Origin of the sequence: Hyalangium gracile, assembly GCF_020103725.1 — a bacterium.
GTDB classification, from domain to species: Bacteria; Myxococcota; Myxococcia; order Myxococcales; family Myxococcaceae; genus Hyalangium; species Hyalangium gracile.
On sequence record NZ_JAHXBG010000002.1, the window covers coordinates 38264 to 53986 of the forward strand.

12 protein-coding genes are annotated in these 15723 nt (G+C 68.7%); 3 read left to right on the plus strand and 9 right to left on the minus strand.

Annotation, left to right across the window (positions count from 1 at the left end; genetic code table 11):
* Positions 1 to 11: 11 nt before the first annotated feature.
* The 9 genes from KY572_RS03790 to KY572_RS03830 form a co-directional block, all read right to left on the minus strand.
* Entirely contained in the window at positions 12 to 701 is a 690-nt protein-coding gene (locus KY572_RS03790; RefSeq protein WP_224240783.1) for an imm11 family protein, read from the minus strand.
* Positions 679 to 1344, minus strand: coding sequence for a Wall-associated protein precursor (locus KY572_RS03795; protein WP_224240784.1), 666 nt, complete (start codon positions 1342 to 1344; stop codon positions 679 to 681). Before KY572_RS03795 ends, KY572_RS03790 begins: the two co-directional genes overlap by 23 nt.
* A gap of 84 nt (positions 1345 to 1428) precedes the next feature.
* A complete protein-coding gene (locus KY572_RS03800; protein ID WP_224240785.1) occupies positions 1429 to 3180 on the minus strand; it encodes a serine/threonine protein kinase in 1752 nt (583 codons plus the stop codon).
* 41 nt (positions 3181 to 3221) lie between these two features.
* Entirely contained in the window at positions 3222 to 4616 is a 1395-nt protein-coding gene (locus KY572_RS03805; protein ID WP_224240786.1) for a hypothetical protein, read from the minus strand.
* Positions 4617 to 4645: 29 nt separating this feature from the next.
* The gene (locus KY572_RS03810) at positions 4646 to 6124 is read right to left on the minus strand and encodes a type VI secretion system Vgr family protein (protein ID WP_224240787.1); all 1479 of its coding nucleotides are present in this window, start codon (positions 6122 to 6124) and stop codon (positions 4646 to 4648) included.
* 12 nt (positions 6125 to 6136) lie between these two features.
* Positions 6137 to 6547: a PAAR-like domain-containing protein gene (locus KY572_RS03815; protein ID WP_224240788.1), complete on the minus strand. Its 411-nt coding sequence runs from the start codon at positions 6545 to 6547 to the stop codon at positions 6137 to 6139.
* 42 nt (positions 6548 to 6589) lie between these two features.
* Positions 6590 to 7474 carry a DUF3540 domain-containing protein gene (locus tag KY572_RS03820; protein WP_224240789.1) on the minus strand — a complete coding sequence of 295 codons (885 nt, stop codon included), beginning with the start codon at positions 7472 to 7474 and terminating at the stop codon, positions 6590 to 6592.
* Between the two features lie 69 nt (positions 7475 to 7543).
* Complete coding sequence (locus KY572_RS03825) at positions 7544 to 9487, minus strand: pentapeptide repeat-containing protein (protein ID WP_224240790.1); 1944 nt, start codon at positions 9485 to 9487, stop codon at positions 7544 to 7546.
* Positions 9484 to 11730, minus strand: a complete 2247-nt coding sequence (locus KY572_RS03830; RefSeq protein WP_224240791.1) for a DUF2169 family type VI secretion system accessory protein — start codon at positions 11728 to 11730, stop codon at positions 9484 to 9486. The genes KY572_RS03825 and KY572_RS03830 overlap by 4 nt, the downstream gene beginning before the upstream one ends.
* A gap of 99 nt (positions 11731 to 11829) precedes the next feature.
* Here KY572_RS03830 and KY572_RS03835 point away from each other — a divergent pair, with 99 nt between their 5' ends.
* From KY572_RS03835 to KY572_RS03845, 3 genes are all read left to right on the plus strand, one after another.
* The gene (locus KY572_RS03835) at positions 11830 to 12402 is read left to right on the plus strand and encodes a bactofilin family protein (RefSeq protein ID WP_224240792.1); all 573 of its coding nucleotides are present in this window, start codon (positions 11830 to 11832) and stop codon (positions 12400 to 12402) included.
* A gap of 295 nt (positions 12403 to 12697) precedes the next feature.
* Entirely contained in the window at positions 12698 to 14263 is a 1566-nt protein-coding gene (locus tag KY572_RS03840; RefSeq protein WP_224241490.1) for a Re/Si-specific NAD(P)(+) transhydrogenase subunit alpha, read from the plus strand.
* Entirely contained in the window at positions 14260 to 15693 is a 1434-nt protein-coding gene (locus KY572_RS03845; RefSeq protein WP_224240793.1) for an NAD(P)(+) transhydrogenase (Re/Si-specific) subunit beta, read from the plus strand. Before KY572_RS03840 ends, KY572_RS03845 begins: the two co-directional genes overlap by 4 nt.
* Positions 15694 to 15723 lie beyond the last annotated feature (30 nt).

Genomic DNA, 15723 nt, shown 5'->3' on the forward strand with positions numbered 1-15723 from the left:
TTCATTGCTCGTCACGTGCGAGACATAGGGTTGTCTGCCGGGGGGCCAAGGCGAAGCGGATCCGAGACGTACTCCTCCGTAGGGATCCATTTCATGTTCGTAAACCCGTGCCTCTGGACGAACTGGACGAAGCGCTCGGAGACGACGATGTCCCCCTGGAGGCCACGAGGGCGAAATACGTCCTCGCCCTGCCAGGTGCCCGGCTCCAGAGCAAAGCCGTGAATGGAGTCCACTCCTGTATTGCGGCACTCAGGGCATGTCACGGGCTTGATACGGCGCAAGCGACTGCGCGCCTCATCGACTGCCCCAGGTCCGAAACGGGCGGTGACGGCGAAGTAACGAGGCACTGTATCGGGCTTGGGACTCTTGCGCTTTCTCCGTACGCGTACCACCTCCACAGGATGGAAGCCGAGCAGCCCGGTGAGCCCCTCCGCCTGAAAAGCCTCCCTCATCCGCTCTGAGATGAGGACCTCATTGCCGGGGCCTCCCACGAAGTCGCCGAGACCCTGACCATGTGGTTCCAACTCGGCGCGGTACGGTGGCAGCCATGTCAGCATGCCGATGGTCTTTCCACACTTCGGGCATGGGGGCGGGTTGCCCCGATTGACGGGTTCGGCCTTGCTGAACCTGGTGTCGTAGGGGCCCCACACATCATCTTCGAGCACGAAGAAATGAGGATCAGGTGGCAGGTCCGAAGCCATGGGGAAACCTCTTGAGCATGTCCTCGCGTTTGTAGATCGCGTGCAGGAACGCCTCGAACTCCTTCTGCGTTGCCTCGTCGAAGCGCCTGAGCCACCGGATGACCTCCAGATCCAGGTCACGGTGCCATTTCTGGTAGCCGCAGTGGGACTCCTTGTCCTTCGCCTTGGCTACGAAGCGTTCATCCCTAGGCTCGTACAGCCCATTGAGGTTCTTGTGATCCTCCAGCGCCTTGGCAATAGGCCGAGAGATGACGTGGTGGTTCTGTCCCTGGCAGTCGGGCGGCTCGGGCGCGGCCTGTCCTTCGGCTTCGGCGGCTTCGGCGAACTCGGCGTCCTCTTTCGCTTGAGCCTCTTCCTTGAGCCTCGCCGCTCCGGGCTGCGTCGTCCCGTAGACCGTCTTCACCCGGCTGAGGACTTCGGCAATCCTCGCTGGGCTGACCATGCAGCGATTGGCAGCAGTCAGAGGATCCCTCACGATGCAGCAGCTCTCCGTATCCCAACAGGAGATTTGAGCCAGGTAGACTGGCTCGCTGGTATCGGTTGGACTGCTCGCGTCGATCGGACGGCTCGCGTTGAAGTGGGCCCCCGAGGAGCAACCCACCACGAGGCCCATCAGCGTGATGGGCACCCAGGCTTTCAGCATGCTGTTCGGGGCTTGCATAGGCTCTGTGCTCTGCGAGGAAACATCTGTCCGTCGTGAGACGAGCCTGGGGTAGTCCACCCCGGCTCAATCCCCGTCGGGAAGCGTGAACTCCTCGTCGGAGGGCTCGATGACCACAGCCTCGAGTACTCCAAGGTCGCGCTGCAAGGGGGCCAGGCTCTCCTTGCAGACGGACAGGAGCAGCCCTCCGACGCGCCAGTTGGCGAATCCCTCGGCCTTGTCTCCCTGAACGCTCCAGCGGAGCTTCTGGAAGTACTCCGAATTCCCCGCCATGCGGCTGACGACATGGTTGGCGCGGTCGACGGCCAGCTTCAGCGCCGTGGCCTTCGCAGTCTTCAGCGTGGAGGCCGCCTGGGGCGAAGGAGCCGTCTCCTTCAGCCGGAGGCGCAGCGTGCAACGGATGAACTTGCGCGCGTCTCCGTCCCCTCGATGCACCAACTGGCCCAGGCCCTCTAGTGAGAATGGAAGCCGCCGGAAAGAACTCAGCCACAGCAACGCCCGGATCAGCGAGGGTCCCCCGAGCGCCGCATAGGACGCCGCGAGCACTCCCGCCCCGAACTGGATCCCGGCCACCGTATCGAGCGCGGGAATCGGCATCAGGTCGAACGCCGGGAAGCTGGCGTACACGCCCGTGCCCAGCAGCAACCCCACCCAGGGCAGCACGGCCGGTGACAGGAACACCGGGCTGGCCATCTTGTAGAAGTCCAGCAGGGAGAGCCGGTCATCCTCGTGGCGAGCCTTCTGCTTGTCGCGATCCCTCGCCTCGCCCCGGGCCGCCTCGATCGCCTCTCGCTTCTGGCGCCCCACGGACTTCGCCGTGGTCGCCCGGGCCGCCTGGGCCTCCTGCTGGAGTCGCGCCAGGGCAGCAGGCGCATCCGGCGAGAGCGCCACGGGCGCCGCCTTCACCGGACGCGCGGGAACTCTCCCCCCGGGCTTGAGCGCGGCCAGCGCCTGCCGAGCCGCCGCCGCGCTGGAGTACCGATCCTCGGGCTTGAGCGCCGTCATCTTCCGGAGCCACGTGCTCAGGACCGGCGCTTCCAGGTGCCCCAGGTCCAGCCCGCGATCCGGATGAAAGTGGTCCGACGGAGGAGTGCCCCCCAGCAGGTGCACCAGCGAAGCCCCCAGCGCATACAGATCGCTGGTGACGTCCACCGTGCCGCCCAGCTGCTCCAGAGGCATGTAGCCAAACGTTCCCACGAGCGTGGAGCCCACCGTGGCCCCCCGCGCGGACTCCCTCGCGGAGCCGAAGTCCACCAGGACGATCGATCCGTCCGGCTGGCGGATGAGGTTGGCCGGCTTGATGTCCCGGTGGAGGATCCGCGGCTTGCGCCCGTGCAGGTAGTCCAGCAGCTCCAGCACCTGGAGGCCGATCACCTGGGCCTCTTCCTCGCTGAACGCATGGTGGGACAGCCGGTCCAGCAGGGTCTCACCCGCGACGTACTCGGCGGCCAGGTAGAGCCGTAGACCCGCCCCCTGCCCCTCCTGGAAGTGCCCCAGCAGCTTGGGGATGCGCGGATGCGAGAGCGTCTCCAGCAGCCGAGCCTCCCGCTCGAAGGCATCCAGCTGCTGGGTCCCCGGGATCTGCGCCAGCAGCAGCTCCTTGAGCGCCACCTCCTGGCCCTGGGTCCCCCGAGCCAGGTACACGCGGCTGTGCTGCGTCTGCGCGATCAGCCGCTGCACCGCGTAGCCCCCCGGATGGGCCGCCGCTCCGCACGCCGCGCAGCGAGCCTCCGTGAGCCGGGCTCCACAGATGGGACACGTGGAGGCCCCCTTGGACGGGCCATCCGACTCGACGGCGGGCGATTCTGTCAGGCTCATGTGGACACGGAGGGCTCGGGACGCGGGCCAGCCCCGCGACCCTACCCCAGCTTGATGAGGTTACCCTTCACCATCACGTTGCCGCTGTCCACGATGTTCACGTAGGTGCTCCGGTTGCCCAGCTGCACGCTCGAGTCCTGCACCTTGGCGTGCATCCCGGAGGACTTCAGGATGATGTTGCGGCCCTTCACTGTGATGATCGGATCGGACGGCGTGCCGTTGTCGCCCTTGCCGATCTTGATGCCGTCCGTCTTCACCTCGATGCAGTAGGAGCCCACCTGGATGCGGACGGCCTTGTCCGCCTTCACCTCGAAGTTCTCCTTGGCTTCCACCTTGGTGGACTTGCCGGTGTTGACCTTGAAGGTCTGCTTCGAGTCGAAGGCGATCTCCTGCAGCGCCTTCACCTTGATCTTCGTGGTGGCCAGCTGCGTCCACTTGGGATCGTGCGAGCCGATCTCGATCTCCAAGGCCTTGAGCTTGAGCTTGCCGCGCAGGCACGAGACGCCCAGCGCCACGCCCGCCTTCACGTCCGCGTAGGTGCCGCCCTCCAGCGAGGCCTTCAGGCCGCCGAAGCACTTCACGCCCTGCACCGCCATCATCGTGCTGCTCGCGGCGCTGGAGATCGTCACGCCCCAGCTGGCGAACACCTTCACGCTGTCCTCGGCCGTGAGCGACACCTTCTTGGGCGTCATGATGTTCACCCCCTCCTTCCCGTAGATGTTCACGTCCTTCTTGGGGGTGGGCGGGTCGAACTTCTTCTTCAAGTCATAGAGCTTCTTGCCCGTGGACCAGGCCGTCTCGGCCGTCTTGATCCAGCTGTTGGTGTCCTTGACGTCCAGCGGCGAGAAGAAGACGGCCGTCGCCACCAGGCTCAGCACCGACAGGCCGATGTCCCAGCCGCTGCCCACCGCCGCCAGGTGCGCCATGGCGGGCGTCAGATCATTGCCGGTGTTGGGCGACAGATCCGCGCCGTTGTTGACCCGGAGCGACGGCGCCTGCACGGAGTCCGTGGCCCCCAGGAACACCTGGCCGCCCACCACCTTCACCGCCGCGGGCGAGCTGAGCTCCATCAGGCTCGTGGAGTACTGCTGCCACAGATCCTGGGTCTGCATCAGGGTGAAGCCCTGATTCTGGATGACGATGTCCTCCTTCACGTCGATGAAGAGGTTGCCCACCGTCTGGAGCGACGCGCCGGTGTAGCCGAACGTCGGGACCCCCGCTGGGGTGCCCTTGGCGCGCTCGCCGAGCAGCAACTGCGTGTCCGGCTTGGGCACGTGCACCCGGAACCGCTGCAGCGACGACACAGGCTCCGGGGCCGCGACGACGTCGTCCGTGACGATGACGAGCTTGTTCGGCAGGTTCTTGCCGCTCTCTGGCTGGGAGTCCCCACCGTTGCGGTCGGAGCCCTGGCGATTCTGAGGCGAAGGGGAAGGCATGATCGGATTCCTCTAGAAGGCAGGGACGCTCAGGCGTCGTCCTCGAACTCGACGTGGATGCCGGCGCGGGTGCGGATGACGCTCTGGGTGGCGTTGTCCTCCACCACGGGCGTCATCGTCTCGGGGTTGGGCACCGAGCCGATGATGACGGGGCGATCCGGATCTCCATTGACGTGGCCGATGGCCACCTCGGTGCCCACGTGCAGCGGCAGGTGCATGCCGTAGTTGGCGCCGCTGCTGGCCTGCAGCATGCGGACGGCCCGCGAGGCCCGGCCCCCGGCGCGACCCACGGTGTCGATGGGCATCAGCACGTGGTAGCGCCCCTGCTCGTCCAGCGGCGCCGCGGCGCCGTTGACGGGCCCGTCCACCACTCCGTTCAGCACGCCGCTCACCAGCGGCCTGGGCGTGCGGCGCTCGGGACGGAAGGGCACGTCGGCGGGGATTCCGACCCAGGAGTTCGTGTACCCCTGCGTGCCCCGCGCGCCCTCGGTGAACTCCGAGACGGGCGTCTGATCCACCTGGTGCAGCACCTCGGTGACGAGGTAGCGCTGGTCGAACTGGCCCAGCGGGTGGCCCGTGAGGGTGAACAGGTGCCCGCTGCGCAGGGCGCGCACGCGGCTCTTGCCCACGTACACGTTGCGGCGCGCGTTGAACTCCTCGGAGCGCACCTTCGCCAGGCGCTTGCCCTCTCCCGCGTCCTTGAAGTGCTCGCCGTAGAGCACCTGGTGCCCGCGCCCCTTCTCCTGCACCGGCTGGTGCGCCAGCAGCGGCACCGTGGGCGTGCGGTAGTTGTAGTCGCGCAGCGTCACCTGCCGGGGCACCATCCGGTGGTTGCACGACATGCTCCAGATGGACTCGCCGGGATCCGTGGCGCCGTCCCGCTGCAGGTAGGCGATGCTCTCGTGCCCCTCCAGCTTGCCGAACTTGCCGTTGGCGTCCACGAAGAGGATCTTCTCGCCCTTCACCGTCTGCTCGAAGAAGAAGCTGATGCCCTCGTGCTCCAGCAGGCGGCAGCAGAAGTCGAAGTCCGTCTCCTGGTACTGCAGCACGTACTCGCGCTTGGGGTAGGTGCCCTCGAGCTTGAAGTCGAAGTGCTCCCCTTCCTTCATGCCCGCGTCCTTCAGCACCGCGGTGACGATCTCCCGCACGGTGGAGCCCTGGTACACGCGAGAGCGGCGCGTCTGCGTGGTGTACCAGAGCCTCGGCACCATCACCGCGCGGTAGAGCGGCGCCCGGCTGTCGTCGCGCGCGACGAGCTCGATCTCCTTGAGCACGCCCCAGATGGGGAACTCGAAGCCGAGCCCGAAGGCCACGCCCACGGTGCCCGCCATCACGTCCTCGATGGTGTCGGAGGCCAGGGCCACCTCGCCCTCGCCGGCCAGCCACAGCTCGAAGGAGTACAGCTCGCTGATGGCCTCGCGGCCCTTCAGGCTCAGCAGCACCAGCTCCTCCGGCCCGAGGGCCGAGGAGAGGAACGTCACGTTGTTCTCGATGAGCAGCTCAGGCATGGCGGTTCCCGATCACGGAGCGACGATGACCTTCACCTGGCTGGGGGCCACCTGGGTCCCCGGCGGTGAGTTGGCGTTCGAGCCGTTCTGCCCCACCATCTTCAGGTGGGTGACGATCTCGTTGCCCTCCACCAGCACCTTGCTCGCGGACGTCTTGTAGGCGGCCTTGTCCCCCGTCGTCTGGGACACCATGCCCTTGAGCGTGCCGGCCTGATCTCCCTGCGTGGAGGAGATCTCCGAGGCCTTGGTGAGCACCGCCTTGTTGAGGATCTTCACCTTCTTGCTGCAGGTGTCTCCGCTGGCGTTCGAGCACTGCCCGATGCTCGGGTACGGGATGGGGATGGGCGAGGGCGCCGCGGGAGTCTTGCAGACGTTGGGGAAGGCGAAGCACATCCCTCCCCCCTTGGTTGAAGCCGGAAACATGTCGCCACTCCTTGAAGATCGAACGCGTGGAGCCCAGGGGGCTCACGCCAGGTGGATCTTGTCCGCCTTGAGCTTGAGGTCTTCCTTGGCCTTGAAGAGCGTCCGCCGTCCGAAGAGGTGGAAGGTCGTCTCGGCGAACAGGCGCACGCGGCCCGCGCGCGTCTGGGCCAGCTCCTTCACGTCGCGGTAGACGTTCTCCGCGCGCTCGAGGATGCGGCCGGCCTGCACCTCCAGCACGTCCACCGCGTGGTGAGCCTTCTGGACGGTGGTGCTGAGCGCGCGAGCCGTGAGCGAGACTTCGTCCAGCTCCGCCCGGGCCGTGTCCGCGCGAGCGTCCAGCCGCGGCGTGTCCAGCCGGGTGCCGCGCGCGTCCATCGCCAGCGTGGAGGCGGGGCGATCACCGCCGGGCGTGGTGCCCAGCCGCACCGCGTGATCGGACTCCAGCCGCACCTCGCGAGCGCTGTGCACGCGCACCGCGTCCCGCGCGGAGAGCAGGATGCCGCCCTCATCCGCGCGCAGCTCGAGGTTGCCCGCGGCGTGGACGACGCTGCGGTGGGCGGCGGCGTGGTGCTCGAAGACGAGGCGACCGGTGGCGTCCCGCACGGAGAGCACCTCACCCTCGGGCCCTTCGGAGACCTCGGCGCTGGTCCCATCCCGGAGCACCAGCGGCGGCGTGGCCTCGCGCAGGGCCACCAGCACGCCCACCACGTAGCGCTCCCCGCCGGGGCCGGGCGCCACGAGGACGGAGTCCCCCACGCGCGGCGTGTACGGAGCGGGCACCGCCATCAGCGCGGACACGGGCGCCTGCCCCTCCACCTCCAGCGTGACGCGCCCGTGAGACACGGCCTTCACCGTGGCGGGGCGCAGCGTGGGCGTCGTGACTTCGAGTGAATCTTCCTGGGACGGACTGTGCTGAGGCTTCTGCATGGTCTTTTCTGGAGCTTCCTGGATTCCTCCCACGCGAAGCAACCCCGCGCGGACGAATGACCTGACGCGTCACCCCGCCGGAGCGCCGCCACCGGACCGGCCAGGTTTGAAGTCCTCGGCGGCGGCCAGAGCGGGATCCGTGCGCTCGACGTCGGTGAGCACCGCCTGGTTCCAGCGCGTGCCGGCATCGGAGATCCGGTGCAGCTTGCCACCCTTCAGGTGGGCCGAGGTGAAGTCGGCCAGCTCCAGGTGGGCGTGGGAGAAGTCGGCGCCGGGGGCGTGGATGTGAGACAGGTTCGCGCTGCGCAGGTCCGCGTGAACGAACAAGGCGTTGTCCAGCCGGCAGCGGGTGAACGAGGCCTTGAGCGCGCTGGCGTGCCGGAAGTGGGCCTGCCAGAGGTCGGCCTGGGAGAGGTCCGCTCGCTCCAGCCGCGCCCGGGAGAAGTCGGCCGAGCGCAGCTTCGCGTCGCGCAGCTTCGCCTCGGTGAGGTTGGCACCGGAGAAGTTGGCCTGCTTCGCGGAGACGGCGGACAGGTTCGCGCCGGTGAGGTCGGCCTGGGAGAGGTCCACGTCGGTGAGCTCGCAGCGGGAGAAGTCCTGCCGGGCGGCCTTGGCTCCGATCAGGCTGCAGCGGGTGAGATCCGCGCCCTGGAGCAGGACCCCCTCCAGGTTGGCGCCATCCAGATCCGCGCCCACGAGCCGCGCACCCACCAGCCGGGCCTTGGCGAGCGCCGCGCCAGCGACTTGCGCGCCCTCCAGGTTGGCCTGCTCCAGGTTTGCCTCCTGGAGATCGGCCTCCTCCAGCAGCGCGCCCATGAGCTTCGCGCCCGCGAGGTTCACCTGGGTCAGCGCTGCGCCATTGAGGACGGTCTCCTCGAGCCGCGCCCCTTCCAGCTGCGCGCCCACGAGCCGCGCGCCCGTGAGATCGGTTCCCGAGAGATCCAGGCCCCGCAGGTCCATGCCCTCCAGGTTCGCCCCCGGCAGGGCCAGCTTCGTCAGCCGGACGCCCTCCAGCTTCGCCTGGCGCAGGTCCGCTTCCTCCAGCTTGGAGCCCTCCAGCTTCGCGCCGACGAGCGTGGCGCCCTGGAACCGAGCGCCCGTCACATGAGCCCCCTCGAGCCGCGCCTGACGCAGGGAGGCCTGCTCGAAGCGCGCGCCCATGGCGCTGGCCTCGCGGAGATCCGCCCCGTCCAGGCGGGCGCCAGTCAGGTCGGTCTCGTCGAGCGTGCACCCGGAGAGATCCGCCCGCTCCAGCACGGCCTCCCGCAGATCCGAGCCGCTCAGGTCCGCGCCCGCGAGCTGAGCGTCGGCCCAGGAGACCTTGGTGAGCTTCATCTTCGCGAGCCGCGCCCGCACCAGCCGCGTGGGCAGCACGGCGGCCGTGGCGAGGGCGGTCTTCTGGAGATCGGCGCCCTCCAGATCCGCGCCGTCCATGACGGCGCCCTTCACGTTGCAGGCGGTGAGGCGGGTCTCGGCGAAGCAGGCCTTGGAGAACCGGCCCCGCTCCAGCAGGGTGCCGTGGAGCGTCGCGCCTCGGAAGTCCGCGCCCTCCGCTCGGGCCTCCACCAGCTGCGCCCCCGAGAGCTCCGCGTTCGCCAGGAAGGCCCCGGTCAGCTCGGTGCGGGTGAGATCCGCGTCCGTCAGCAGCGCCTCTTCCAGGTGCGCGCCCGCCAGGCATGCGCCGCCCAGCCGGGCCTTGCTGAGGTCCGCCTGCTCGAAGCGGGCCCCCGTCGCGTCCACCCGCAGCTCTCCGTCTCCGGAGAGATCCACGGCCTGGAGCAGCGCGCGGGTGAAGTCCGCCTCGCGCAGGTTCACGCCGCGAAACACCACCTCGATGCACTGGGCCTCGGTGAACTTCGCGCCGCTCAGGTCCACCTTCTCGAAGCGCACGCGCACGAGCGGGCGCGAGGCGAAGTCGTAGCCGCTCAGGCTCAGGCCCTGGATGAGCACCTCGCGCAGGCCCCCGAGTTCCAGCTCCCGGGAGATCTCCTCGATGGTTCGCAGCACCCTCATGAGCGATCCGCCAGCTTGGTTCGGGTGAGGATGGCCAGCTCCAGCCGCGTGGTGGCCGTCTGGGCCTTCCAGAACTCGGCGCCGAAGAGGTTGGCGCCTCGCAGATCCGCGTGGGACAGATCCGCGGCCTCGAAGAGGCCCTCGAAGACGTTGGCCTTGAGCATCGACGCGCCCACCATCCGAGCGCTCGCGAAGCGGCTGTGCGGCAGGTTGCAGCCTCCGAAGCGCGCCTTCACCAGCGAGGCGCCGCTGAAGTCCGCCCGCTCCAGCTCGGAGAAGCTGAAGTCCGCCTCGTCCAGGAACGCCCCACCCCACCGGGAGTTCGCCGCCTGCACGCGCTTAAAGGAGGCCTGGGCCATGCGCACCTTCCGCGACGCCCGGAGCTGCGTGAGGTTGGCGCCATCGAAGTTGGCGCGGCTGGCATCCACTCCCGCCAGCTCCGTGTCCTTCAGGCTCGCTCCCTCGAGGCGCGCGTCCGCCAGCAGTGCACCGGTGAGATCCGCCTCGTCCAGGCAGGCCTCGCGGAGATCGGCCTTGGGCAGACGCGCCTCCACGAGCTGCACGTGAGCGCACCTTGCCTTCTGGAAGGAGGCCTGGGAGAAGTCCCCTCCGTTGAGCGTGGCGTCCTCGAGGTTCGCCTCGTCGAAGCGAGCGGAGGCGGCCTTCACGCCGGTGAGCTCCGCGGCGGTGAGGCTGGCCTTGCTCAGGTTCGCGCCGGAGAGGTCTGCTCCCGAGAGGATCGCGCCGTCCAGCTTCGCCTCGTCCAGCCTTGCGCCTCGCAGCGATGCGTTCTGGAGGATCGCCCCGGACAGATCGACGCCGCGCAGGTCCAGCCCGGAGAGGTCCGCATCGGTCCAGTCCTCGCCGGCCACGGGCTGCTTGGCCTTCACCCGGCGCAGCAGCTGCTGGCGGAGCCCCTGCGGCCCCGTGTCCACTTCGATCTGGGTGGCCAGCTCGGTGGCTTCCTCGGGCTCATCGATCTCCGCGAGGAGCTCCTTGACCCCCTCCGCCTCCTTCAGTCCAGCGGCGGCGAAGGCCTTCTTCAGTACCTCCGCCTTCTCGTCCGGAGGCACGGCAGCCTTGGGATCCACGGTGTCCGGCGGGGGCGGGCCCAGCAGCTCCCGGATCTTCGCCTCGGTGTCGGGAGGCTCGGGGGCCTGGGGCTCGGCGCTCTCGGGCGCGGCCTCGATGAGCGGCTCGGGCGAGGGCGGCGGAGCCTCCGGCTCGAAGTCCTCGTCCTCCTTCTCCCGCTCGGCGAGCTTCTGCTGGAAGCGGGCCTGGTGCGCCTCCGGGGAGAGGGGCGCGCTCAGGGGCTCGTGGGCGAGGTAGAGGAAGTCCACCTCGTCCAGGGCCTCGGTCTTCACCTCGACCATGCCGCGCCAGAGCACGAGCGCCACGCCCGCATCCGCGTCCACGGTGATCGTGTCCAGGCGCAGGGGCACCTCGCGGAAGCCCGTGTCCTTCTCCATCAGGAAGGCGCGAGCGCGCAGGCCGGGCAGCCGCGTCCGCAGCACCGCGTGGCGAGGGTGCAGGTTCTGCAGGACGATGTCCTCGTCTCCCTTCCAGTAGCCCTCGATCCACTGATCCTGGGGCGCGGCGTTGAAGAAGCTGCCGTCGAAGTCCTCGGGGAAGAACGGCCAGCGGGTGGTCAGCCACTTCTTGTCGTAGCGCCCCGCCCGCTGCTGCCGGCTCTTCCAGTCGGGAAGGAGGGGGAAGGCGCCCGCGGGCCTGGGCTTGGACCGGGGCGAGGTGATGAGCTCGCGCGGATCCTCGATGTTGGGGACGGGGCTGCCCAGCGGGTTGGCGTCGTTGCCCGGCCCGCCGAAGCTGCGCTCGTAGCTCAGGGGCATGGAGGTGAAGGGCTTGGGCGCGCTCAGGACGCCCAGGCTCGACCAGGTGCGATCCCCGATCACCGCCAGCGTCTTGGACACCTTGCCCACCTGGAAGGCCACCGCAGAGGTCTGCGCGGGCTTGCCGCCGGGCGGATGGCAGGTGCCCGCGAGGAAGCACTCGCCCCGGATCTTCCAGACGGCGAAGTCCGTGTCCAGGCGCATGCTCTTGAGCGGATCCTCGTCATGGAAGACGGGGCCTGTGACTGGCTGCTGCTCCTCGGCGAGCGTGCACGTGCCGTCTGGCACCAGCGCGAACGTGGCCTTGGCGATGACCGTCAACGAAGGGCGCGGAGGCCGCACCTGCCAGAGCAGGTACCCCACTTCCATCACGGTGTCCTTGACGATGTCCATGGCGTTTCCGGCGGCGGAGCTTAGATGAGCCTCCCCCGAAGCAATAGCTCCGGGCCTCCCCCGTAGAGAGCGTACCGCACCTCTCCACGGAGTCCGATCATGCGCTCGATGTGCCTGCCCACCCTGGCCCTCTGCAGCCTCCTGTCCCTGCCCGCACTCGCGGAGGACTCTGGTAAACCCCAGGCATCAGCGCCCAAGCCAGCCCCGGCCCGGAACTCCGCGTCCCCTCGCGTGCAGTGCTCCGTCCACTCCAAGGATGGCAGCCGCGCCGTTCAAGGCACCAACCTGGTCATCAACGCCGGCGAGAAGACCAGGGATGCCGTGGCGGTGGATGGGGACGTCCTGATCCGGAAGGGCGCGGTGGTGGAGGACGTGGTCTCCATCCACGGCAGGATCACCATCGAGGAAGGGGCGCGGGTGAAGGGGGATGTCGTCGCGCTCGGCGGCGAGCTGCGCCTCCAGAAGAACGCCCGGGTGGAGGGGGATGCGGTGGCGCTCGGCGGCACCCTCCAGCTCGGCGAGGGGGCCACCGTGGGTGGTGACCAGGTCAGCTTCTCCCTCAACATCAATGGGGACGATCTGGCGAAGAGCTTCCTCAAGAAAGCCCTCGAGAACTCCGATTGCCAGATCACCCTCAGTGACGATGACGACGAGGATGACCACGACGACTAGGCCGCCCCTGCCTCGGCTCATGGGTCCGGAGTGAGGCTTCGGCCCCTGCCCCTCTCTCTCTTCGAGCAGCCAGGAGAGAGGGCGCAAGGGCCCTGGTCCTCCCCGCTCGGATGGCCTGGGAACTCCCAAATCCTGCTCACTTCTGGGATTGGCCTCTCGCTCCCCTGCCCTCTCGCCATGGAAGAGGCCTGACAGCCTTCGCTCGGTGGAACCTGCCGGGTTGTTCTGCCGTAGGGGTTTGCCGCCTTTTGCGGCTATCTTCCGCGCACCCCTCGGCTAGGAGGCTGTCATTCGCATCGGAGTCCCTCGAGAGATCCTCCCCGGTGAGCGGCGTGTCGCCGCGACCCCCGAGTCCATTCGCAAACTCCGTGAGCTCGGCTTCGAAGTCTCGGTCGAGCGAGGCGCGGGCACCGACTCCGGCATCGCCGACGAGGCATATGTCGCCGCGGGCGCCACGCTGGCGGAGACGGCGGATGCGCTCTGGAAGGCCGCGGACGTCATCGTGAAGGTCCGGCCTCCGACGCCGGAGGAGGCTTCACGGGCGCGCCCGGGCGCCACGCTCATCTCGCTGCTGCAGCCGGAGCGCAACCCGGAATTGCCCCCGGTCCTCCAGTCGCTGAAGCTGTCGGCCATCGCGCTGGAGCGCATCCCTCGGGTGACGCGCGCCCAGAAGATGGACGTGCTCAGCTCCATGGCGAACCTGGCGGGCTATCGCGCGGTGATCGAGGCCGCGCAGCACTACCAGGGCTTCTTCGGTCCGCAGATCACCGCCGCGGGCGCCAGTCCGCCAGCGAAGGTGCTCATCATCGGCGCCGGAGTGGCGGGCCTGGCCGCGATCGCCGCGGCGAAGTCCCTGGGCGCGGAGGTGCGCGCGTTCGACGTGCGTGCCGCGGCGCGTGAGCAGGTCGAGAGCCTGGGAGCCTCCTTCCTCCAGGTGGACATCCAGGAGAGCGGCGATGGCGGGGGCGGCTACGCCAAGACGATGAGCAAGGAGTTCATCGAGGCGGAGATGGCCCTGTTCCGCAAGCAGGCGGCGGAGGTGGACATCATCATCACCACCGCGCTCGTGCCCGGGACCCGGGCGCCGATCCTGCTGCCTCGGGACGTGGTGGAAAAGCTCAAGCCCGGCTCCGTCGTCGTGGACATGGCCGCCGAGCAGGGCGGCAACTGCGAGCTGTGCAAGCCGGGGGAGATCGTCGAGTTCAACGGCGTGAAGATCATCGGCTTCACGGATCTGGCCAGCCGCATGGCCGGCACCGCCAGCCGCTTCTTCGCCAACAACCTGGTGCACCTGATCACCGAGATGGGCCCTGGCGAGAAGTTCCGCGTCGATCTGGAGAACGACGTGGTGCGCCCGGCGCTCCTCACCCACGGGGGCGAATTGCTGCCGCCGCCTCCGCGCAAGGAGCCCTCCCCCGCCGCGGCGCCCAAGCCGGCACCGAAGCCTCCTCCGGCGGACGCGAAGCCTCAGCAGCAGGCCATCATGGCTCCCACGCGTCGGGCCTGGGGGACGACGATCGGCGGGCTGCTGATGATTGGCATCCTGTTCCTGCTGGGCCGCTTCGCTCCCGAGGACTTCCTCAAGCACTTCACGGTCTTCATCCTGGCCTGCTTCGTGGGCTGGCAGGTCATCTGGAGCGTCTCTCCGGCCCTGCACACGCCCCTGATGAGCGTCACCAACGCCATCAGCGGCATCATCATCATCGGCGGCATGCTCCAGATAGGAGGAGGCGAGGTCGATCTGGCCTCCATCCTGGGCGCGATCGCCGTCCTCGTCGCGGCGATCAACATCGCGGGTGGCTTCCTGGTGACGCAACGCATGCTGAAGATGTTCCGGAAGAATCCCGGAGGTGGCGCATGAACGGCGTGACGACTGTCGCCTACCTCCTGTCGGGGGTGCTCTTCATCCGCAGCCTGGGAGGCCTCTCCAAGCAGGAGACCGCGGCGCGCGGCAACCTGTACGGCATGCTCGGCATGGCGCTCGCCGTGGGCGTGGCCGGCTTCACGTGGCTGGTCACCCGCGAGGGCTCGTTCGGCGCGGGGCTGCCGCTGCTGGTGGGCTCGGTGCTGGTCGGCTCGGTGATCGGCTCGGTGCTCGCGAAGCGGGTGGAGATGACGGGGATGCCGGAGCTGGTCGCCATCCTCCACAGCTTCGTGGGGCTTGCGGCCGTGCTGGTGGGCATCTCGTCCTATCTGGCGCCTCGGGCGGGCTCGCACGCGACGGCGGGCGCGGCCCATGTCGTCGCCATGGTGGAAATCTGGGTGGGCGTGGCCGTGGGCGCGATCACCTTCACGGGCTCCATCATCGCGTGGGCCAAGCTGCGCGGGAGCATCTCCGGCAAGCCGTTGCTGCTGCCGGGCCGGCACCTGATCAACGCCGCGATCGCCGTGGGCATCGTGGCGCTGGCGGTGCCCTTCGTGGCGGCCAGCGGGCCGGGCATGGGGTTGATGTGGCTGCTGGTGATGACGGTGCTGGCGGGCCTGCTGGGCATCCACCTGGTGATGGCGATTGGCGGCGCGGACATGCCGGTGGTGGTGTCGCTGCTCAACAGCTACTCGGGGTGGGCGGCGGCGGCGGCGGGCTTCGTGCTGGCCAACGATCTGCTCATCGTCACCGGGGCGCTGGTGGGCGCCAGCGGCGCGATCCTGTCCATCATCATGTGCCGCGCGATGAACCGGTCGATCCTGAACGTCGTGTTCGGTGGCTTCGGCACGGGGGACGTGAAGGCGTCCGAGGGGCCTCGCTCCGGCGAGGTGCGCGAGCTGTCCGCGGACGAGACGGCGGCTCGGCTGCGCTCGGCGCGGAGCGTCATCATCGTGCCGGGCTACGGCATGGCGGTGGCGCGCGCGCAGAACGCGGTGGAGGAGCTGACGCGGGAGCTGCGCGAGCAGGGCGTGAACGTGCGCTTCGCCATCCACCCGGTGGCGGGCCGGCTGCCCGGGCACATGAACGTGCTGCTGGCCGAGGCGGGCGTGCCGTACGACATCGTCCAGGAGATGGAGCACATCAACCACGACTTCGCGAGCACGGACGTGGTGCTCGTGATTGGCGCCAACGACATCGTCAACCCGGGGGCGCTGGATGATGCGTCCAGCCCGATCTACGGGATGCCGGTGCTGGAGGTGTGGAAGTCCAAGCTGGTGGTGGTGCTCAAGCGCGGCATGGCGGCGGGCTACGCGGGAGTGGAGAACCCGCTCTTCCTGCTGGACAACACGCGCATGCTGTTCGGCGATGCGCGCAAGTCGATCGAGTCACTGCTGGCGTCTGTCAGCCGGTCCAAGGCGGCGTGAGCCTGGGGGCAGCATGGCGTGAACGGCGGA